This is a genomic window from Sphingomonas sp. (assembly GCF_003248515.1).
In the GTDB taxonomy this organism is placed as follows: domain Bacteria; phylum Pseudomonadota; class Alphaproteobacteria; order Sphingomonadales; family Sphingomonadaceae; genus Sphingomonas_I.
On sequence record NZ_QFOB01000009.1, the window covers coordinates 1 to 20,828 of the forward strand.

Sequence of the window (20,828 nt, forward strand, 5' to 3'; positions counted from 1 at the left end):
CCGTCATGATCATCGGCAGGAGTTCAGGCGTCAGCCCGACCGCGAGCGCCATGGCGAACAGGAAGGATTGGAGCGGCGGGCGGCCGAGGGCCAGATGCGCCAGCAGCACGAACAGCACCAGGAACAGGGTCAGCCGCGCGATCAGCAGCCCGAGCTTGTGAATGCCGTGCTCGAACGCGGTAGGAGCCGGCGCGGCCGACAGCGATTGGGCAATCGCGCCGAACCGGGTTCGCTTGCCGGTTTCCACGACCAGCATTGTCGCGGTGCCGGCGATCACCGATGTGCCATGGAAGAGCGCGCTGCGAGCTTCCGACGGTGTCGCGGCTTCGGGATCGAGGCCAACGCGCTTTTCGACCGGATAGGGTTCGCCAGTCAGCAGCGCCTCGTTGACCTGCGCGCCATTGGCGGCGAGCACGATGCCGTCGGCGGGCACCAGGTCGCCCGCGCACAGCTGCAGAACGTCCCCCGCCACGATGGCGCTGACGGGTAGTTCGACCGGCCGCCCGTCACGCAGCACGGTCGCATGAAGCGCGATGGAGCGCTTGAGCGCGGCGGCCGTCGCTTCCGCGCGATGTTCCTGCACCATGTCGAGCAGGGTGGAGAGGATCACCAAGGCCAGGATGATGACGAAGCTCGCCAGATCGCCCGTCGCTCCCGCCACCGCCGCCGCGGCGAGCAAGATGGCGATCAGCGGATTGGCGATGCGCCGGAGCAGGTCCAGGAGGATGTGCCGCCGCGCTGCCCCCTCGATCTCGTTGGGGCCGTCTCGCTCGAGCCGCGCGGCCGCTTCGGTCTGGACCAACCCCTCACGCGTCGCGTCGAGACGCGCGAACAGCTCATCCGGCCCCGATTGCCAGAAAGCGGCGGCGATGTCTGTTGAGGAGGCTGATGCGGCCAGCACGCTCCCGGCCAACTCAGTGACCGAGGATGAGCGGCAGTTTGCTGTGGGCGAGCATGCGCTTCGTGACCCCGCCGAACGTCTCCATCAGCCGTCCACGGCCATAGGCGCCCATCAGGATGTAGTCGGCATGCCAGTTGGCGGCCTCGTCGGCGATCAGTTCGTCGGCAGCGGTCAGTCCATCATCAACGATCCGGATCGAGGCATGAATGCCGTGCCGCGAAAGATATTCGGCGGCTTCTCTCGGTTCGGTCTGTTCAGCCCCGTCGCGGGCCATGAAAATCTGAACCTCCTCGGCGCGTGTCAGCAAGGGCACGCATGCCTGCATCGTCGCCACAGCCGAAGCCTGTCCGTCCCAGGCGATGAGGGCGCGGCTCAGTTTAAACCCTCGGACATTGTCGGGCACGGCGACGACCGGTTTGCGCGCTTTCATTACGATGCGGCTCGCGATGTCCTGCATCTCGGGATAGGGGAAGTGATCGAGCTTTCGATTGAGGACGATGAGATCGGCCAGCGCCGCGGCATCCAGCATGGCCTCGGCAGCGAAGCCGGTCACGTCGCTCCAGCTCCATACGACATCTTCGGACGCCAGCCGGGCCTGGAGCGCCGTCTTGTTGACCGCTTCGCGGTCCCGCTCGTCCGCGATCAGCATGGCCGAACCGATGCCGTCATAGTCGCCCGCAATATTGGCGATCATCGCCACGTCGAGGCAGGCCAGATGTCCGTCGAGCGCCCTCGTCAGATCGAGCGCCGCCTGCAGGCGCGCCTCCTGACCCTCATCGTCATGCACCAGTAAAAGAATATTCTTCATTGCCGCCTCCATGCCAGATGGCGAGAGGCTATGGTCCGTTCATGGCGGTCCATATGCGGGATATTACGGAGGCGGATCGTCGATCTGCGAGGGCGATTTATGGCTGAATAACAGGCGTTCCCGCTATTCTTTCGGCCGGTAGTGGACGATCAGCAAATCGCCATCGAGCATTTCTACGAGGTTCTTCGCCGCGCTGCCGATCAGGGCGTCGAACAGCGCGCCGCGCCCATGACTTCCGATCACGGTCAGATCGACATGCTGATCCTCGACATAGTCGCTGAGAAGCGCTCCGCGCTGCCATGCTCGATGATGACGTCGGTTCTGTCCCGCAGGCGGTCGTCGACGCGATCGTCGGCCAGAAACTTCGTCCCCAGGTTCTTCTCCATGGCGCCAAGGTCGCGCTTGAAATCCTGCTCATCGAGATAGCCTGAGAAGGGGACATCATAGCCGTGGAACAGCGTGAGGGCGGCCGTCGGGAACCAGGACGATGTCGTGAGTAGCGCCTGGAGGGATGCCTCGGAGAAATCGGTGCCGATGACAATGTCGCGATAGTGACGAACGGCGCGATCGTGGACGACGAGGACCGGCGCCGGCGATCCGCGCACCAGCCGATTGACCGTGTTGCCCAGAAAGAAACGGCCAAGCGTCTCGTCGCGGGCGATGCCGGTCACGATCAGGTCGCAGCCTTCCCGCGCGGCGATGGCGAGCAGCACTTCCGCCGGTTCGCCTTCCTCCACGAGAATGCGGATGGACTCCGCGGCGGGACCGAGATCACGCTTCAACCGCCACTTCATCCGGTCGACCGGACTGGGAAGCCGCCGCCACGACGCCGGCGTGCGGTCGAAGCGGAACTGATGGGTCTGCGCCGGATCGATGACATAAGCCGCGATCAGTTCGGCTTCCCATTCCTGCGCCAGTTGCACCGCACGATCGAGCGCCCGATCGCAGCGGCAGCTCATGTCCGTGGCGAGAAGGATTTTGCGCGGTCGGTTCGGCGTCATCATACGGCATCCTTTCAGGATCGGCCTTTGGGGGAAGGGCGGGCGGGTCAGCTGAGCTCCTCGAACCAGCCGAGGCGGCGCATCAGGAGCTTCTCCGCCTCGAGGCAGAAGAACAGCATGGCGCCCAGCGCAATGATGAGCGCCCCGTCCATCAGAGTCAGCGAGCGGCTCTCGAACACCGCCTGCATGAAAGGCGCATAGGTGTAGAGGAGCTGGGCCAGCACCACTATCGCGATCGCGCCGAGGACGGCCGGCGTTCCGATCGCGCCTCGCCAGGTGAGCGAGCGCATGTGAAGATAGCGCACATTGAAGAGATAGAAGATTTCCGCGACGATCAGGACGTTGACCACCATCGTCCGCGCGGTCTCGAGATCACGTCCCTGGCTCAGCGTATGAAAGAAGACGCCTAGGCCGAGGGCCGCCAGAAGTACCGAGACGAGCACGACTCGCCAAAGCAGGAAAGGGGAGAGCAGGGGCGCGCTTGCCGAACGCGGTTGCCGTGCCATCGTGCCGGGTTCGCTCGGCTCGAACGCCAGCACGAGCCCCAGCGTCACCGCCAGCACCAGGTTGATCCAGAGGATCTGGGTCGCGGTCATCGGCAGGGTGAAGCCGATGAGGATCGCGAGCACCACCGCAACAGTCTCGCCGCCGTTGGTCGGCAACGTCCAGGCGATCACCTTCCGAATATTGTCGTAGACGGTGCGGCCTTCGCGGACGGCGGCGACGATCGACGCGAAATTATCGTCGAGCAGCACCATCTCGGCCGCTTCCTTGGCGGCTTCCGTTCCCTTGTGCCCCATCGCCGTCCCGACATCCGCCTGCTTGAGCGAGGGCGCATCGTTGACCCCGTCGCCAGTCATAGCGACGATCAGACCATGGGACTGCAGTGCCCGGACGATGCGCAGCTTATGTTCGGGGCTTGTGCGGGCGAAGACGTCGATGCCAAGGACGCGCGCAGCAAGCGCGTCATCGCAGAGCGTCTCCAGTTCCTTACCTGTGAGGCCGCGAGGTTCCTCGCTGATGTGTAGCTGGCGTGCAATTGCGAGCGCCGTGCCGAGATGATCGCCGGTGATCATCTTGACGGCGATGCCGGCGGATCGGCATTCGGCGATGGCTGCTTTGGCTTCCTCGCGCGGCGGATCGATGAAGCCCATAAGGCCCAGAAACTCCACGCCGCCTTCCAGATCGTCGAAAGCTATGCGCGCCTTGGGTGCCTGCAGTCGCTTTATTGCGAGCCCCAGCAGGCGTTCGCCGTGGTCGGCTGCCCGGGCGATCCGTGGCGCCCAGACCTGTGGGTGGATCCCGGCGATCGCCATCACTTCCTCGGGCGCGCCCTTGACGAAGATCACATGCTCACCAGCTGGGCCTGCATGAAGCGTCGCCATGAAACGGTAGGCCGCATCGAACGGGATCTCGTCCAGGCGCTTCCATTCGGCGCGAAGATGGTCGGGATTGAGGCCCGCCTTCATGGCAAGCGAGACCAACGCCCCCTCCATGGGATCGCCATCGACCTTCCAGTGATCGCCGTCGCGCTTTAGCATGGCGTCGTTGCAGAGCAGGCCGCAGCGGATGATCGGGCTCGCCGCGGCGATGGCATCGGCGTCGTCATCGGCGCTCTCGGTTGTGAGACCGCCCTCGGGGGTGTAGCCAGACCCGCCGACGAGGATTTCATCCCTGTCGATGAGCACGCGCCGCACCATCATCTCGTTGCGCGTGAGCGTGCCGGTCTTGTCCGAGCAGATGACCGAGGTTGCGCCCAGCGTCTCGACGGCGGGAAGGCGGCGGATGACGGCATTGCGGGCGGCCATGCGCTGGACGCCGATCGCGAGCGTGATGGTGATGACGGCCGGAAGGCCCTCCGGAATGATGCCGACGGCAAGCGCGACCACGGCTATGAGGGCATCGATCCAATGGAACTCGCGAGCAAGCACCGCGAAGGCGAAGAGGGCCAATGAGCCGGCCATCACCAGCCAGGTGAAACGGCGTGCGAAGCGGTTGATCTGGCGGAGGAGCGGCGTCGTCACCGTCTCGACGGCCTGGAGCAGGCTGCTGATCCGGCCGATCTGCGTGTGCGTGCCGGTGGCCGCGACCACACCGCTCGCCTGGCCGGAAGCAACCAGCGTGCCGGAGAAGGCCATGCTGCGCTGGTCGGCGATGCCGGCTGCGTCCTCGACCGGCTCCTCCTGTTTCTCGACCGGCACGGATTCGCCGGTAAGGGGAGCTTCGTCGATCAGCAGGCCGCGTGCCCGCAGCAGCCGCAGATCTGCGGGCACGCGGTCGCCGGCCTCCAGCATCACGATATCGCCGGGCACGAGATCGGGTACCGAGACGGTCCGTCGCGCCCCGTCGCGCAGCACGGTGGCATGCGGTGCGATCATGTCGCGAATGGCGCCCAACGCCCGCTCGGCCTTGCCCTCCTGGACGAAGCCGACGATCGCATTGATCAACACGACGACCGCGATGACCAGAGCATCGACGAGATGGCCAAGCAGGGCGGCGGCAAAGGCAGCGGCGAGCAGGAAATAGATGAGCGCGCTGTTGAACTGGGCGAGGAAGCGCAGCAGCGGGTGCGTCGCCGTCGTCCTCGGAAGCGCGTTGGGTCCGTGCCGTGCCAGTCGCTCTTCCGCCTCGCACTGGCTAAGCCCGGCGATATCGGCGTCCAGCTGGTCGAGAACCGTGTCGGCTGCCAGCGCGTGCCACGCTTCGATCTTGTCGAGCTTCACTGCTATCCCCGCTGGCTTGTTGCACTGCGGAGAAGATCAGGAACAGGGCTGCCTGATCATATACGGGATAATACTAGGCAGCCAGATTGGGGAAATCTGACGCCTTTCGGTGGTGGCGGAGATGATGTCCGAGAAGCTCAAGAGACTTGATCCTCGCGGGGGTGTTCAATTGCAGACGTCCTGTCGCTATGATCAGTCTTTATCGTAACACGGGGGAACTATGACCGGACATGCTTGGGATCGGGTGCCGATAGATGCTCAAAGTGTCGAGGCGCCGCTCTCGCAGGCCGCGATTTTTCTTGTCGTCCGCGTGAACGAAGGGACCGACGCCATCGCGAAGGTTCGCGACACGCTCGGCGGGATAGACGATCTTGTGAAGACAGTCGGGTTTCGCGACCTCTCCGCCAGACTGTCCTGTATTGCCGCAATCGGCAGCGATTTGTGGGATCGTCTGGGTGAGCCGACGAAACCCCGCGACCTCAGGCCGTTCGCCGCCATCGAAGGGACGCCGTACAAGGCGCCATCGACGCCCGGCGACCTGCTCTTCCATATTCGCGCCGAGCGGCCGGACATCTGCTTCGAGTTCGAGCGGATCCTGCTTGCGTCTCTTGGCACGGCGGTGACGACGATCGACGAGGTTACTGGCTTTCGCTACTTCGATGCGCGCGACCTGCTGGGGTTCGTGGACGGTACCGCCAACCCTGAGGGGCACGAAATCGGCGAGGCGGCGCTGGTCGGAAGGGAGGATCCCGACTTTGTGGGCGGTAGCTATGTCGTCGTGCAGAAATATCTGCACGATCTCGCGGCCTGGGGGCGGATCTCCACGGCGCTGCAGGAGGAGATTGTCGGCCGCACCAAGATCGACAATATCGAGCTCGATGACAACGCTGCGCCGCGTAAGTCCCACAAGACACTCGCGACCATCGTCGATGAGCAGGGCAACGAACATGACATCCTGCGTGACAATATGCCATTCGGCCGAGCGGGACATGGCGAGTTCGGCACCTACTTCATCGGATATACCCGGCATTTGTGGGTGATCGAGAAGATGCTGGAGCGGATGTTCGTTGGGGAGCCGGCGGGCGCCTACGATCGGCTCCTGGATTTCTCCACGGCGCAGACCGGAACGACCTTTTTCGCGCCCTCCCGGTCGACATTGGCAAAGCTCTCAGGCAACGGGTCTTAATTCAAACCACGAGCGAAAAAATGCTCGGAACCCGGCCTCGCCACTGAGTTCTCGCAGCTCTTCCCGCTGTGGACCAGTATCATCCGCGTCGGTTACGGGAATTTGCGTAGTGCGGGCGGGTTCCTCCTTCTGCAGGCTTGCCCTGGAAAGGCGAGGGCCGTGCAGGACAATGACCATAGCTATTTTCTGAAGCGCTTGGTGTTCCATCGGCGCCGGCTCGTATTGACGGGCTGTCCTGAGGCGCGCCTTTGCCACGCCCAATTTGTCGAGGCCTATCAACGCCGTCTCGCGGAGATCCGTGGCAAGAGAGAAACAAGCCCGGAGCAGAGGTCGATGGATGCAGGAGCACGCGCGACACTGTCGCGCCTTGCGTCGGGCCACGCGAAACTCCCTGCCGACGAGACCTGCTGATAGCCTGCAGTCCTTCGTCCGGGCTGCACAATCGACACCGACAGGTTTTCAATCAGTCACATCATCAGGTGCAGCAATGTCCTGGCCTTGTCCGAAAGACTGTCCAGCGATCCTTCGCTGACGAGCTTGACCCAATTCTCAGGGCTGCTGGTCAGGCTCTTCGACTGTGCCCGCACGACGTCCGGGTTGGCATCGGACGCATCGCAGTGGCGCCCCTCGACGCGCGCGACCCGCTCTCCTTCAGGCAGTTCGAGCCAGAGGCCTGCAAAGTGGCAGTCCACACGGGCCGCCACTTCCTCTATCGCATCGCGCTCCTCGGGCATCCCGAACACCGCATCAGCAATCACACCATGACCCGTTGCCAATGCTGCCCAGGCGAGCCCGTCGAGCGCCATGTAGACCGCCCGGCTGGCCTCCGCCGTGTAACCCGACGCCGGCAACCTCATCTCGGCGGGGACGCCCGCAAGACGTTTGCGCAGGACATCGCTGCGCAGGATGCGCGCGCCCGGCGCTCGGCCGACGTCCGCCCCAAGCGTTCGCGCCAGCGTTGATTTGCCCGTGCCGGACAAGCCCCCGATCGCGATCAGCCGTGGTCGCTGCTCGGCGATCAATCGCCCTGCCAGATCGAGATAATGCCGAGCCTCCTTGGGCGCGCTGCCGTTACTGGGCGCGCGTTCTGCCCGCGCGGCGGTGACATGGGCGCGGATCGAGGCGCGTATGCTCATGAACAGCGGCAGAAGCCCGACTGCACCCTCGTCATCGGGCGAATGGTCGAGATAGCGGTTGAAGACCATATTCGCCGCGGGGCGAAGGCCTCGCTGCCACAGGTCCATCAGCAGAAAGGCCAGGTCGTAGAGGACATCGGTCGTCGCCAGCTCGGCATCGAATTCCAGACAGTCGAACGGCGTGGGCACGCCATCGATTGTGGCAATATTGGCGAGATGCAGGTCGCCATGGACGTGACGAATGCGTCCTGCCTTGCCACGGGCGTCGAGGAGGGCCCTGTTGCTCCCGATGAGACGATCGAGCCGCTCGGTCAGCTCGGCCGCGGCTTTCGGGTCGAGGATATCCGGATAGCGGGCCATCGCCTCGGCATTACCGGCAACAATCCGGCCAATACGCTCCGCACCGTCGCCGGGCCGGGCGATTGGCGCGTGGGAATGGAAGCCGACAAGCGCATCGGCCAGCTTGCCGAGCGCGGCTTCGTCGAGCGCATGGCTATCGGCGAGCTCGCTCCAGAGTGCGCCGTCGGGAAAGCGCCGCATCTGGAGTATCCAGTCGACGGATTCGCCCTCACCATCGATGGCGAACCGGCCGGCGGGATCGCGTGTGATCGGACGCACAGCTTTGTACAGGTCGGGCGCGGTCCGGCGATTGAGCTTGAGCTCGGCCTCCAGCGCCGTTCGCCTCTTGTCGGGCGTCGAGAAATCGAGATAGCCAAGATCGACCGGGCGCTTGATCTTCCAGGCGCTCTCCCCGGCGAGGAAGATGCTCGCGGCATGGGTGTCGAGGCGTCGCACGGGTTCGGACGCGCCGAAGGCATCGCCGGATGCCAGCCACTCGGACAAATCTGATCCGCTCTTGTCGGTATCAGCCATGGTCGTCGGCCGCAGAGTCGGACCTCGGCGGGATGAGAACCGCAGCACCCGTCAGGGCTCCGCTCCGCAAACGGTCGAGGGCAACATTGGCCTGTTCCAGAGGGAAGGTCTCGGTCACCGTGCGCAGGCCGGAGCGGGCTGCGATCTCGAAGAAGGAGGCCCCATCCTCCCGCGTCAGATTGGCGACGGAGAGGATCTGGCGCTCTTCCCACAGATCCGCATAGGGGAAGGCGGGAATATCGCTCATATGGATGCCGGCGCAGACGACCCGTCCGCCCTTGCGCACCAGGGTCAAGGCGGCAGGAACCAGTGCACCGATGGGCGCGAAGATGAGCGCTGCGTCGAGTTCCTGCGACGGCCGCTGCGTCGAAGCGCCGGCCCAGCAGCAGCCGAGCGATCGCGCGAACGCCTGCGCCTGGGTGTCGCCCTCCCGGGTGAAGGCATAGACGTCGCGCCCCTGCCAGACTGCGACCTGCGCGATGATATGGGCGGCTGCCCCGAAGCCGATAAGACCGATGCGCCGGCCTTCGCCCGCGAGCCGGAGCGCGCGCCACCCGATAAGCCCCGCGCACAGCAAGGGCGCGGCCGCGACATCCGAAAAGCTGTCCGGGAGCGCGAAGCAGAAATGCGCGTCCGCAATGACGTGGGTCGCATAGCCGCCATCGCGCGTCGCGCCAGTGAATTCGGGCGTGTCGCAGAGATTTTCCTGACCCGAAAGGCAATAGGGGCAGTGACCGCAGGTGTGGCCGAGCCAGGGCACGCCGACGCGCTGGCCGACGCGGAAGCCCTCGACACCTGCGCCGATCTCCAGCACATGGCCGACGATCTCATGGCCGGGAATGACCGGATAGTGTGCCGAAACCTCGCCGTCGGCCACATGAAGATCGGTGCGGCAGACGCCGCAGGCGATCACCGCCAGGAGAAGCTGACCGGCGCCCGTACGAGGAATGGGGCGCTCGACGCGTCGCAAGGGCTCATGCGGCGCATCGAACTGCATGGCGATCATCACGGCCATGCATCGACAGCCTTCGCACTTTTTCTTCGCTGAGCCTGCATATGGTCACGTCCCCGGGCTGGCGTCTCCTGCAAGGTCGGCTTCCACGAGGATGAGCGTGGGATCGCCGGGATAGGCCCGTGCGCTGAAACCCAGTTCGCGCTCGATCTCGATCGCGGCATGATTGTCGCGGCTTTCGATCGACTGCAAGCGCAAGATGCCCCTGGTGCGCGCAACCTGCGCGACGTACCTGAGCAGGCTCCAGCCAATCCCCTGCGCTTTGCGGTCGCGGCGCACCGAAACCGCGACTTCTGCGGTTTGTCCTGCCGTGTCGGCGGCGAGGGTCGCGACTCCGACCAACGCTCCGCTCTCGTCGAGGGCAAGAACGGTCTGCGTTCTTTGATCGTCCGCGCTCAGCATCGCGACCAGCTGGTCGTGGCCGACATGCTGAACGGCCGAAAGAAAGCGGAAGCGCAGATCCTCAGGGCTCACATCGTCGAAAAATGCTGCAAGTTCGGCTTCGTCGGTCGCCTTGGCGTTACGCAGGCGCAGGACCAATCCCGTGCGGGTCTGGAGACTCGTTTCGTCATCGGAGACGTCTTGATCGAGGGAAGGCGGCATGGAGAAACCTTCTGCTGAATGCTATGATGCTGGACGGGCTGTCCAGACGACAACTGTGATCACCGTCCGAGCAGGACGGGGAGTGCGGCGCCATCGACGAGATCATGGGTGACCCCGCCCAGGAACAGCTCACGTAGCCGCGAATGCGCCGACGCGCCGATCACCAGCAGGTCCGCGCGCTGTCGCCGGGCGAAATCGACCAGGATTGCGGACTGGTTCTCGCCTTCGGAAGAGAGCGCGTGGACCGTGACGTCGAAGCCATGACGGCTGAGATTGCGCGCGATGTCCGCGCCAGGTTCAGATCCATGGCCCTTGGTGCTCGGTTTGGCGTCGACGACGATCACGTCGATCTTCGCGCCGGGCTGCGCAAGTTGAAGGGCATCACCGAGTGCGCGAGTCGCTTCGCGCGACGCGTTCCATCCGATCGAGAGATGGGCGAATGCACGCGGCTTCCATTGCGCCGGCAGGACGATCACGGGGCGCCCGGATGACAGCGCGATATTCTCGAAGAGCCGGCGGCGCAGATGCTTGTTGGAATAGGCGTCCACCGGCCCGAACAGAACGAGGTCGGCGTAGCGGGCCTGGGCCGGGGCCTTGTCAAGCAGAACACCGGGCTCGTCGCTCAATATGCGGACCTCGAAGCCGTCGCGCTCACCGATCTTGGCAACCTTCGCCCGTTTCTCCTCCGCAGCTTCGACATAGTCCGAAAGAAGAAAATAAGGCTGGGTGTAAGCCAGAGCATAGTCCGGTGTCGGAACCGCAGAAAGGATCGCGACGCTCAGGTGCGCCTCGTGGAAACGGGCAAATTCACGCGCGTCCTTCAGGAACTGCTCGTCTTCATCGCCCGTGTCGACGATTGCCAATATGTCCTTCACAGTCATGTCGTCCTCGCCGATGAAAACTGCTGCGAAGGTCGATCATTCGGCACGACGGTGCATTCGTGGAATCTACGTAGACCAGTACGGGAAAGCCTCGAGCAGATGGGTCAGGTCGGATACGGGCCGTTCAACAGCATCTTTCATGCCCGGCCAGTCGCACGATCGACCCACGCACATAGTCGGCGATCGAGCAGGGGCTTCTCCAGAATTTCATCGAACAGCCCATCTGCCATATCCTCGATATGATTGCTCCGGTCTCCGGTGATCAGGATCGCAGGTCTTTGCCATCCGACCGCCCGAAGACCGCGCAGCAGTTCGAGGCCGCTCATGCCCGCCATTCGATAATCTGTGACAAGGCACGCCGCATCAAGGGCAGACGGATCGGCAAGGGCCAGCGCGCCGCTGGAAAAGGCGCGCACATCATAGCCGCGGGCATGAAGGATCAACTGGATCGACCGGCGTACCGCGCTGTCATCCTCCACCAGAAGGACTCGCGGTCGCTCCGGTTCGGCGGAACTGGGTACCTGCGACATTATGTGTCCCTTGCCGGCAAAATGCGAACTGTTGCCACTATGTGTCGTGCGCCAGAACTTCGTCCCTACGTAATCATCCATAGGTCGGACGAGATATTGAAGGCGTTTTCCCGCCTGACGCATTCTAGCAGAATGAGAACGCTCGATATCAATTCAAGAGCCGGAATTCATTGCGAACTTGCAACGGTTTCGGCTCGGCGCGCCATGGGTTCGACCCAACGATTTCCCTGTGCGGCCATGCATGCCTCCAGCTAGAGCGCGACCGCCCTGACAAGGGCAAACCACTCCCGGCGGCACGCCACGCGGCCGCCGGGAGCCCATATTGTCCGATCACCCAGATCTTCCGGCTAGCTCCACATAAGTGATCGCATCCTGTACTGTTGCGATGCGTTCGACATCCTCGTCTGGAATGGTGATCCCGAATTCTTCTTCCAGCGCCATGACGAGCTCCACGACGTCGAGGCTGTCACCGCCCAGGTCGTCGAGGAAGCGGGCCTCCGGCGTGACCTTGTCCTCGTAGACACCCATATGCTGGACCACGATCTTCATGGCCCGTTCGGCAATTTCGCTCATAGAGCCCAATTTCCCCCTGCTTGTTGTTGTAGGCGGATATCGAAGCGGTTTCGATGTCCTGTCGGAAGCGCAGCAAAGCTGCCCACTTCGCCATGCTCAAAGTATATGCATTATCGCGTCAAGTAGCGACGAGGGATCGCACTTTAAAAGCAGTCAGTCAGAGGCTGGCGAGATCTATGCCCGATCCGTGCCGAGCCCCGCCGCGAACGCTATCCGCAAGGCGTCGGAGAAGGAGTGAACCCCGAGCTTGGTCATCAGATTGGCGCGATGCACCTCGACCGTTCGCGCGGATATCTGGAGATCAAAGGCGATCGTCTTGTTAGGCAGGCCACGGGCCAGACCCTCGAGCACGTCGCGCTCGCGCGGCGTGAGGCTTGCGACCACGAGCGCCGCTTCCTGCGCCGAGGCGGCGTAGCGTTTCTTGTCGTCGAGGCGCGCGAACGCCGCTTCGATGGCGCGAAGTAATGTGGCCATATCGAAGGGCTTTTCGATGAAATCGACGGCCCCCGCTTTCATCGCCCGCACCGCAATGCCCACATCGGCATGACCCGTGAGCAGCACGATCGGCATCGTCACGCCCTGTTCGATGAGCGCCTTCTGGACTTCCAGGCCATCCATCACCGGCATGCGAACGTCGAGCAGGACGCAGCCCTCGGTCGCATGGCGTACATCCTTCAGGAAATCGACACCCGACGCCCAGGCCTCGACCCGATAGCCCGATTTCTTGAGGACGAAGCCTGCCGAACGGCGGATGGCGGCCTCGTCATCGACAATGTGTACAGTGCGCCTATCCGGCATCGCGGTCCTCCGGAGCAATATGCATCAACGTGAAATGAAAGCGCGTCCCGCCGTCGGCAGGCGTATCTACCCAGATCTTGCCGCCATGCGCTTCGACGATGGTGCGGCAGATCGACAGCCCAAGCCCCATGCCTTCGGTCTTGGTGCTGAGGAAGGCCTGGAACAACTGGGCAGCGACCTCCTGGTCAAGGCCCGGCCCGGTATCCGCGATCGTGACACGCACCATGGAAGGGCCTTCGAGTGCGGTCGCGATGGTGAGTTCGCGGACAGGGCTTTCCGCCATCGCTTCGGCCGCGTTGCGGATGAGATTGACGAGAACCTGTTCGATCTGGACGCGGTCGCACAGCACGGGAGACGCCGCCGGATCGATGGCGTTCCGGGTTTGGATGCCATGCTCTTTGAGGCCGACCAAACCCAGCGAACAGGCCTCCTCGATCAGCTTTGGCAGATCCTCGACGCGCTTCTGCACCTCGCCGCGCGCCACGAAATCGCGCAGGCGGCGGACGATCTGTCCGGCCCGAAGGGATTCCGATGCCGCATCGGCCAGTGCCTCGCGCACTTCCGCCACGGTTTCCGCGTCGGGATCCTCGAGCAGGACATGGGCCATCTGCACATAGTTGACGACCGCGGTGATCGGCTGGTTGAGTTCATGGGCCAGGGTCGAGGCCATCGCGCCCATCGCACTGACCCGCGAGACATGGATCAGTTCGGCTTGCAGCTCCTTGAGGTGCGCAGCGGTGGCCTCCTTCTCCGTGAGGTCGCGCATGAAGCCCGTGAACACTCGCTCGCCAGCGCCGGTGGCTTCGCCAATTGCCAGTTCGTGCGGGACGAGCGTGCCGTCCTTGCGACAGCCCATGACGCGGCGCGTGCTGCCGATGATCCGGGCCTCTCCCGTCTGCAGGTATCGCGCGATGTAGCCGTCATGCGCCTCCCGGTCGGGAGAGGGCATCAGCATCGAGACATTCCTGCCAAGGACTTCACTTTCCGTATAACCGAACATCTTCTGCGCCGCGTGGCTGAAGGACAGCATCGTGCCTTCGGCGTCGATCACCACCATGGCGTCCGGAACGGTCGCCAGGATCGAGTTGAGTTGCGCCTCGCGCGTCTCGATCGCGCGGTCGGCGGCTTTTTCATCCGTGATGTCGCGCACGACCTTTCCGAACCCACGCAGGCGACCATCCTCGTCATAGAGTGGGGTGATCGTGACATCGGCCAGGAACTCCGAGCCGTTTTTGCGCAAACGCCAGCTCTCTTCCCGAAATCGCCCCTCTGTGCGTGCCCGATCGAGATCCGCGTCCGGCTTTCCCTTGGCCACATCGTCATGAGGGTAGAAGACGGAAGCGCTTTGCCCCAGCACGTCTTCCTCTTTCCAGCCCTTGATCCGCTCGGCGCCCTTGTTCCAGATCGCCACCCGGCCGGCTTCATCGAGCATGTAGATGGCCAGCGCTGTGGCGCCGTCGATCAGCAGCGCCAGTTCTTCCGCCGTCTCATGCGCCTTACGGGAATGCTCGCCGGCATCGATTTCGTGAACATGCGCGGCCCGGCGCCAGTGGGAGAGACGGTTCGTGAGCAGAACGATACCGATCGAGATGGTGGCGAAGCCTGCAGCATGGACGAGATGATCCATGTCGCGGAACGGTGTCTCGACCAGCAGGAAGCCGACGATCGCAGAGGCGGCGGTCGCGAAAATGGCGGCGAGGACGCCGCTCGCCCAGGCCGAGGCGAGAACCGCCACTGTGAGCACCAGCCATGTCGGACGATCGGCCATCAATGGTTCGAGGGCGAGCGCGGCTACAGTCGAGATTCCGACAAACAGCACGGCCGAGACAAGCGATCGCGCCGGCCCGGCACGAGGGGCCATTGCTGAAAGCGCCTGGGTCATTGTTCGCGATCCGCCGGGCAAAGAGGGAAGATGTCTCAGCATGTTGTTGCCCACAGCTTACTGCAACTGCTCGAGACTATTGGCGACACTTTCCCACCATCGGCAGGAAAAATCACGAACCAGAAGCGATCGGACAAAAATCCTGTGCAACTGCGTTGCCCGCGCCCGATGGCACGCGACGGTTCCGTGCGGAAAACGCGCCTACGTATAATCCACGATGGCTGGCACGACCCACGGCGGTCAGTTTCGCGGCGTTCCGTCTGAAAGGACACGCCATATCAGGAGAAGACCATGGCACAGCCCCTCGAAAATGTCGTCGCCCTGGCTCAGGCCAACATCCGTCTCGGCCTCAAGCTCGCCGAGACCTGGCGTGAGAGCGGCCAGAAGCTGATCGAGCTGGGCACCAAAGGCGCCTCCGAAATCAGTGAGGAGACCCGCCTCGCGCTTGCCAACGGCCTGTCAGCCGAAAAGACGGGATCGGTAAACAGCGTCAACGGGCACTGGCAGGACATGCTGGCCGAGGTCGAGGCCGTCCGCACCACGACCGCGCAGGAGATCGAAGCAGCGGTCGGCGACTGGCGCAAGAGCTGGTCCGAGGCGCTGACTGTCGAACCCACGCTCCCGGTCGAGACGCTGTTCAAGCCGTGGCTGGCTCTGGCGCGTTCGGTCACCCCGGCTCCGGCAGACGACAAAGGCGCAGCACCTACGAAGAGCTGAACAGGCTCCCGTTGGCGCGCGCGGGTCACGCCATCAAATGCTGTCCGCTGTCCACCGGGATGATGGTGCCGGTGATACGGCGGGCAGCATCGCTCACGAGGAAGGCGGCCAGCGCGCCTACATCCTCGATGTCGACCAGCTGTCCGGCCGGTGCCGTTGCGGCGGCGCGCTCGAGCAGTTCGTCGAACCGGTCGATGCCACTGGCCGCGCGGGTTGCGATCGGTCCCGGTGAGATCGCATGGGCGCGGATGCCTTTGGAGCCCAGTTCGGCTGCCACATAGCGCGTGGCGCTCTCCAACGCGGCTTTGACGGGTCCCATGAGGTTATAATTCTCGACCACGCGTTCTGAGCCGTAGAAAGTGACGCAGAGCAGGCAACCGCCATCGACCATCAAGGGTTCTGCGAGCTTCGCCATGCGCAGGAAGCTGTGGCACGAGACGTCCATCGCCAGCGCGAAGCCTTCCGCCGATGAATCGACCACGCGGCCGTGCAAATCCTCGCGCGGCGCAAAGGCGATCGAGTGCAGCAGGAAATCGAGGCCGCCCCATTCCTGCTTCACTCGCTCGAACAGAGCCTCAAGCTCTCCTGGCTGCCGGACGTCGCAAGGGGCCAGCCATTCCACGCCGAGCGCGCTCGCGACCGGTTCGACATAGGTCCTGGATTTTTCGTTGAGATAGGTTGCCGCCAGCCGTGCACCGCAACGGGAAAAGGCTTCGGCGCAGCCGGCTGCGATACTGCTCTCATTGGCGATGCCGACGACCAGTCCACGTTTCCCTGAAAGATCCACCAGCGGTTTCATGAAAAAGCGCTCCCCTCGGCTTTGATCAGATCGACGACATGATGCGCGATCACGGCTTCCTCATCCGTGGGAATGACCCGGACGACCACGCGGCTCTGTTCCGCACTGATGACGCCGGCATTGCGCGCATTGGCCTCAGCATCCAGCCCACATCCCAACCATGACAGGTTCTCGCATATCCGCGCCCGGATCACCGGATCATTCTCGCCGATGCCGGCTGTGAACACGATCCCGTCGAGACCGCCCAGCGCCGGGATCAGCGCCGCCGCCTGACGGGTCGCCTGCCGCACGAACAGGTCGATCGCTTCGGCTGCCTCGGGTGCCTCGCTTGCATGGAGCGTGCGCATGTCGCTGGATAGTCCGGATACCCCAAGCAGGCCGGACTTCTTGTAGAGCAGCGCCTCCACCTCCTGCGCCGACATCCCCACTTGTGTCTGCAGATGGAGAACGACGCCGGGATCGAGCGCGCCCGAGCGCGTGCCCATCATCAGCCCGTCGAGCGCGGTGAATCCCATGGTCGTGTCGACGCTTTTGCCCTCGCGCATTGCGCACATGCTGGCGCCATTGCCGAGATGCGCCGCGATGACGCGGCCGCCGGCGCGCCCGGGATCGGCCTCTCTCAGGCGCCCGGCGATATGCTCATAGGACAGGCCATGAAAGCCGTAGCGCCGCACGCCCTGATCGTGAAAGGCGCGGGGCAAAGGGAGGCGAGTGGCAAGAGGGGAAAGATCGTGATGGAAGGCGGTGTCGAAGCAGGCGATCTGCGGCAGATCCGGCGCGAGTGCGCGCAGTGCGCGGACCGCGGCGAGGTTGTGGGGCTGGTGGAGCGGCGCGAGGGGGATCAGCGCGTCGAGCGCTTCGAGCAGGGCGTCGTCGATGAGGCGCGGCGCGGCGAAATTCTGCCCGCCATGAACGATGCGGTGGCCGATCGCCACGATCTCGCGGTCGCCGAGCTGCGTGGCGGCCCAGGCGAACAGATCCTCGAGCAGATGCTCGTGTGAAATGCCGCCATCGTGCAGCCAGTCGCGCTCAAGAATGATATCGCCCTCGGCATTGCGGGCCCGAAGGCGCGGTGCCGTGCCGATCTCCTCGATCTTTCCGCCGGCATCGAAGCGGAGATTGTCCCCCAAAAGCTCATACAAAGCGAACTTGATACTGGACGAGCCCGCGTTGAGCGTGACGATCGCCTTCATGTCGGCCGCACCAGCGGACCGGGCGCTGCCTTGGGCGCGGCGCGCGCGAGAAGCACGGCGACCGCGCAGGACGCAAGGCTGGTCCGAAGCGAATCCGCCCGGCTGGTAAGGATGATCGGCACGCGCGCGCCAAGCACCACGCCGGCGGCATCGGCGCCGCCGAGGAACGTCAGTTGCTTGGCGAGCATATTGCCGGCCTCGAGATTGGGCACCACGAGGATCTCGGCTCGGCCGGCAACGGGCGATACGATGCCCTTCTCCTTTGCCGCCGCTTCGCTGATCGCGTTGTCGAAGGCGAGGGGACCGTCGAGCACACCGCCGACGATCTGCCCCCGATCGGCCATCTTGCAGAGCGCGGCGGCGTCCAGGGTCGAGCGGATGGCCGGGTTCACGGTCTCAATGGCGGACAGAATCGCGACCTTGGGCGCCTCGATGCCGATCACATGGGCAAGGTCGATGGCGTTGCGGATGATGTCCGCCTTGTCCTCCAGGTTCGGCTCGATGTTGATCGCTGCGTCGGTGATGATGAGCGGCGCCGGGTGGCCGGGCACGTCCATCACATAGGCATGGCTGATCCGGCGTTCGGTGCGCAGGCCGGTCGCGGATGGCACGACGGCGCCCATCAGCTCGTCGGTATGCAGCGAGCCCTTCATGAGCATCCGCGCTTCCCCGGATTGTACCAGCTCGACTGCGCGGGCGGCCGCGGCATGGCTGTGGGGCGTGTCGATGACCTGGAAAGCGGAAATATCCTTGCCGGCTTCGGCGGCCGCGGCGCGGATGCGCGCCTGTGGTCCCACGAGCAGCGGAACGATGAGACCGGCCTCGGCCGCATTGACGGCGGCCGTGATGGCGGCCGGGCTGCAGGGATGGACGATGGCGGTCGGCACCGGCTCGCCGTCGGCCGTCCGCTCGATGAGCTTGCGATAGCCGTCATGGTCGGCAATCTGGACGTCGGGGAGGGCGGCGCGCGGCCGGCGCACCTTCTCGGTCGGCGCGCGGACCTCGGCCTCGCCGGTGATGACATCCTCACCCTTCTGATTGACGCAGCGGCAGTCGAACAGGATGACCTGATGCTCGCGGCGCTTCTCCTTTGCCGTGACGGTCGCGGTGATCGTGTCGCCAAGGGCGACCGGACGGCGGAAGCGCAGGCTCTGGCCGAGATAGATCGTCCCCGGGCCCGGTAGCTCGGTGCCGAGCACCGCCGATATGAGACCGCCGCCCCACAGGCCGTGCGCGATCACGCGGCCGAACAGGTCGCCGGCGGCGAATTCGGCGTCGAGATGCGCCGGATTGACGTCGCCCGAGACCAGCGCGAAGAGCTGGATGTCGCGCTCACCAAGCACGCGCGTGACGCTGGCACTGTCGCCCACCGCGATCTCGTCGAAGGTCCGGTTCTCGATCATCTCGGGGCCGCTCATCTCAGCGCTCCATCACATAATGGCCGGGCGCGTCGCAGAGCGGCCGGTACGCGCCGTCCGCTTGTCCCATGCTCGGTGGCGCGATGCGCTCGCTCGAATGTTCGGCGAGCCAGCGGCCCCATTCGAGCCACCAGGAGCTATCCTTCGTCTCTGCCTGTTCGAGCCAGTCGTCCGGATCGAGCGCGGGGCCGTCGAGGGGGCGCGTCGCGACATGAAACTGCCGATGCGCATGGCCGGGCTCGGAGACGATACCGGCATTATGGCCGCCGCTGGTCAGCACGAAGCGGATTGCCGCGCTGGTGAGCCAATGGATCTTGTGGACCGAACGCCAGGGGGCGACATGGTCGCGTTCGGTGCCCACGACGAACATCGGCTGGCGCAGCGCCGACAATGTGATCGCGCGGCCTTCGACCTTGAACCGTCCTTCCGCCAGGTCGTCTCCGAGGAAAAGCTGGCGCAGATACTGGCTGTGCATCGCATAAGGCATGCGCGTTCCGTCCGCATTCCATGCCATCAGGTCCGACATCTCTTCGCGCTCACCCATGAGATAGGTGGCGAGGATTCGTGACCAGATAAGGTCATTGGACCGCAATATCTGGAAGGCGCCGCCCATCTGGCCGCTATCGAGAGTGCCGCGGCTCCACATCATATTCTCGAGCAGGTTGAGCTGGGCTTCGTCGATGAAGAGGCCGAGCTCACCCGGTTCGCTGAACTCGGTCTGCGCGGCGAGCAGCGTGAGCGTCGCCAGGCGCTCATCCTTGTCGCGCGCCATCGCCGCCGCCGTGATGGCGAGCAATGTGCCGCCGAGGCAATATCCGAGTCCATGGACCTTGTCCGAACCGGTGATCGCCTGAATGGCGTCCAGCGCGGCCAAGGGGCCCAGGCGCCGATAGTCATCCATGTCGAGATCGCGATCCGCGCTGCCCGGATTGTGCCAGGAAATCATGAACACCGTGTGGCCCTCGCCAACGAGCCAGCGCACCAGGGAATTGTCCGGCGAGAGGTCGAGAATGTAATATTTCATGATCCAGGCCGGCACGATCAGGATCGGTTCGGGATGGACGGTCTCCGTCGTCGGTGAATATTGGATAAGTTCGATCAGATCATTGCGGTAAACCACCTTGCCGGGCGTTGCTGCCACCGTCTCGCCAACAACAAACTGCTCGGAGCCGACAGGCGGCTCGCCCCGGCCCAGACGCTGGGCGTCCTCCCACCAGTGGCGCGCGCCCTCGACAAGGCATTGTCCGCCGGTCTCGACGATCTTGCGCTGAAGCACCGGGTTGGTGGCGAGAAAATTGGTCGGGGCAAAGACGTCGAGCAACTGCCGCGCCGCGAAACTGACCATGTCCTCATGATGCTGCGAGACGCCGCCGATCCCGGTCGTGGCGGCATGCCACCATTGCTGGTTCAGCAGGAAGGCCTGCGCAATCAGGTCGAAAGGCTGCCTGGTCCAGGCGGGATCGGCGAAGCGACGGTCCTGGGGCAAAGGCTCGATCGCCGGAGCAGCCTCCGCGTCGCCCGCACGTCGTATGGCATAATTCGCGATCCGCCCAACCTTGCGCATCGCCTTGGTGGAAAGCTGGACCTGTTTACCGGGCGATATGGCGAGATGTGCAATCCAGTCCAGATAGGCCAGCGTCATCGTGACGGGGGACAGCCCTGACGTCAGCTGCGATACGAAAGCCGCAGCCGTGCGATCGAGGGTCTGGGTGACCCCCTCCAACGGATCGTGATCGGCGGCATGCGAAGAGCCAATGCGTGTCATATCTGCTCCTGGGGGTCAGCAAGGGCATG

At 64.2% G+C, this 20,828-nt stretch carries 19 protein-coding genes and 1 pseudogene; 3 read left to right on the forward strand and 17 right to left on the reverse strand.

The window, feature by feature from the left end; all coding sequences use genetic code 11:
• The 5 genes and pseudogenes from DI605_RS14540 to DI605_RS14560 form a co-directional block, all read right to left on the reverse strand.
• A partial coding sequence (locus DI605_RS14540) for a cation-transporting P-type ATPase (protein WP_293975338.1) occupies positions 1 to 901 on the reverse strand: 901 nt, incomplete at its 3' end.
• 13 nt (positions 902 to 914) lie between these two features.
• Positions 915 to 1,709, reverse strand: a complete 795-nt coding sequence (locus DI605_RS14545) for a universal stress protein (protein ID WP_293975340.1) — start codon at positions 1,707 to 1,709, stop codon at positions 915 to 917.
• Between the two features lie 123 nt (positions 1,710 to 1,832).
• A pseudogene (locus tag DI605_RS14550) lies at positions 1,833 to 1,979 on the reverse strand (universal stress protein); the annotation flags it as partial.
• A complete protein-coding gene (locus tag DI605_RS14555) occupies positions 1,955 to 2,713 on the reverse strand; it encodes a universal stress protein (RefSeq protein WP_367120056.1) in 759 nt (252 codons plus the stop codon). The gene DI605_RS14555 and the pseudogene DI605_RS14550, both read right to left, overlap by 25 nt.
• Before the next feature lie 44 nt (positions 2,714 to 2,757).
• Positions 2,758 to 5,400, reverse strand: a complete 2,643-nt coding sequence (locus DI605_RS14560) for an HAD-IC family P-type ATPase (RefSeq protein ID WP_293975622.1) — start codon at positions 5,398 to 5,400, stop codon at positions 2,758 to 2,760.
• 253 nt (positions 5,401 to 5,653) lie between these two features.
• On the opposite strand from DI605_RS14560, the gene DI605_RS14565 reads away from it, so the two are divergent.
• Positions 5,654 to 6,619: a Dyp-type peroxidase gene (locus DI605_RS14565; RefSeq protein WP_293975342.1), complete on the forward strand. Its 966-nt coding sequence runs from the start codon at positions 5,654 to 5,656 to the stop codon at positions 6,617 to 6,619.
• Between the two features lie 159 nt (positions 6,620 to 6,778).
• On the forward strand, positions 6,779 to 7,030 hold the full coding sequence (locus DI605_RS14570) for a hypothetical protein (protein ID WP_293975344.1): 252 nt from the start codon (positions 6,779 to 6,781) through the stop codon (positions 7,028 to 7,030).
• Positions 7,031 to 7,086: 56 nt separating this feature from the next.
• On the opposite strand, the gene DI605_RS14575 is transcribed toward DI605_RS14570, so the two are convergent.
• The 8 genes from DI605_RS14575 to DI605_RS14610 all read right to left on the reverse strand — a co-directional run bounded on the left by DI605_RS14575 (position 7,087) and on the right by DI605_RS14610 (position 14,907).
• On the reverse strand, positions 7,087 to 8,628 hold the full coding sequence (locus tag DI605_RS14575; RefSeq protein WP_293975346.1) for a bifunctional aminoglycoside phosphotransferase/ATP-binding protein: 1,542 nt from the start codon (positions 8,626 to 8,628) through the stop codon (positions 7,087 to 7,089).
• Positions 8,621 to 9,643: a zinc-dependent alcohol dehydrogenase family protein gene (locus DI605_RS14580; protein ID WP_367120057.1), complete on the reverse strand. Its 1,023-nt coding sequence runs from the start codon at positions 9,641 to 9,643 to the stop codon at positions 8,621 to 8,623. The genes DI605_RS14575 and DI605_RS14580 overlap by 8 nt, the downstream gene beginning before the upstream one ends.
• A 45-nt stretch (positions 9,644 to 9,688) precedes the next feature.
• Positions 9,689 to 10,243 (reverse strand): GNAT family N-acetyltransferase, encoded by a 555-nt coding sequence (locus DI605_RS14585; protein ID WP_293975348.1) that lies wholly within the window; start codon positions 10,241 to 10,243, stop codon positions 9,689 to 9,691.
• 59 nt (positions 10,244 to 10,302) lie between these two features.
• Positions 10,303 to 11,106 carry a universal stress protein gene (locus DI605_RS14590; RefSeq protein ID WP_293975349.1) on the reverse strand — a complete coding sequence of 268 codons (804 nt, stop codon included), beginning with the start codon at positions 11,104 to 11,106 and terminating at the stop codon, positions 10,303 to 10,305.
• A 155-nt stretch (positions 11,107 to 11,261) separates the two neighbouring features.
• Positions 11,262 to 11,777: a response regulator gene (locus tag DI605_RS14595; RefSeq protein WP_293975350.1), complete on the reverse strand. Its 516-nt coding sequence runs from the start codon at positions 11,775 to 11,777 to the stop codon at positions 11,262 to 11,264.
• A 207-nt stretch (positions 11,778 to 11,984) separates the two neighbouring features.
• A complete protein-coding gene (locus DI605_RS14600) occupies positions 11,985 to 12,227 on the reverse strand; it encodes an acyl carrier protein (protein WP_293975351.1) in 243 nt (80 codons plus the stop codon).
• Between the two features lie 174 nt (positions 12,228 to 12,401).
• On the reverse strand, positions 12,402 to 13,025 hold the full coding sequence (locus tag DI605_RS14605) for a response regulator (RefSeq protein WP_293975352.1): 624 nt from the start codon (positions 13,023 to 13,025) through the stop codon (positions 12,402 to 12,404).
• On the reverse strand, positions 13,015 to 14,907 hold the full coding sequence (locus DI605_RS14610; protein ID WP_293975353.1) for a PAS domain S-box protein: 1,893 nt from the start codon (positions 14,905 to 14,907) through the stop codon (positions 13,015 to 13,017). The genes DI605_RS14605 and DI605_RS14610 overlap by 11 nt, the downstream gene beginning before the upstream one ends.
• 291 nt (positions 14,908 to 15,198) lie before the next feature.
• On the opposite strand from DI605_RS14610, the gene DI605_RS14615 reads away from it, so the two are divergent.
• Complete coding sequence (locus DI605_RS14615) at positions 15,199 to 15,624, forward strand: hypothetical protein (protein WP_293975355.1); 426 nt, start codon at positions 15,199 to 15,201, stop codon at positions 15,622 to 15,624.
• Positions 15,625 to 15,649: 25 nt separating this feature from the next.
• Here DI605_RS14615 and fabI read toward each other — a convergent pair whose 3' ends face one another.
• Genes fabI through DI605_RS14635 form a run of 4 tightly spaced genes read right to left on the reverse strand, consistent with a single transcriptional unit; the run spans position 15,650 to position 20,799 of the window.
• Positions 15,650 to 16,423, reverse strand: a complete 774-nt coding sequence (gene fabI, locus DI605_RS14620; RefSeq protein WP_293975356.1) for an enoyl-ACP reductase FabI — start codon at positions 16,421 to 16,423, stop codon at positions 15,650 to 15,652.
• Entirely contained in the window at positions 16,420 to 17,616 is a 1,197-nt protein-coding gene (locus tag DI605_RS14625; RefSeq protein ID WP_293975357.1) for an acetate/propionate family kinase, read from the reverse strand. The genes fabI and DI605_RS14625 overlap by 4 nt, the downstream gene beginning before the upstream one ends.
• Positions 17,613 to 19,034 (reverse strand): bifunctional enoyl-CoA hydratase/phosphate acetyltransferase, encoded by a 1,422-nt coding sequence (locus tag DI605_RS14630; protein WP_293975358.1) that lies wholly within the window; start codon positions 19,032 to 19,034, stop codon positions 17,613 to 17,615. The genes DI605_RS14625 and DI605_RS14630 overlap by 4 nt, the downstream gene beginning before the upstream one ends.
• Position 19,035: 1 nt before the next feature.
• Entirely contained in the window at positions 19,036 to 20,799 is a 1,764-nt protein-coding gene (locus DI605_RS14635) for an alpha/beta fold hydrolase (RefSeq protein WP_293975359.1), read from the reverse strand.
• Between the last annotated feature and the right edge of the window lie 29 nt (positions 20,800 to 20,828).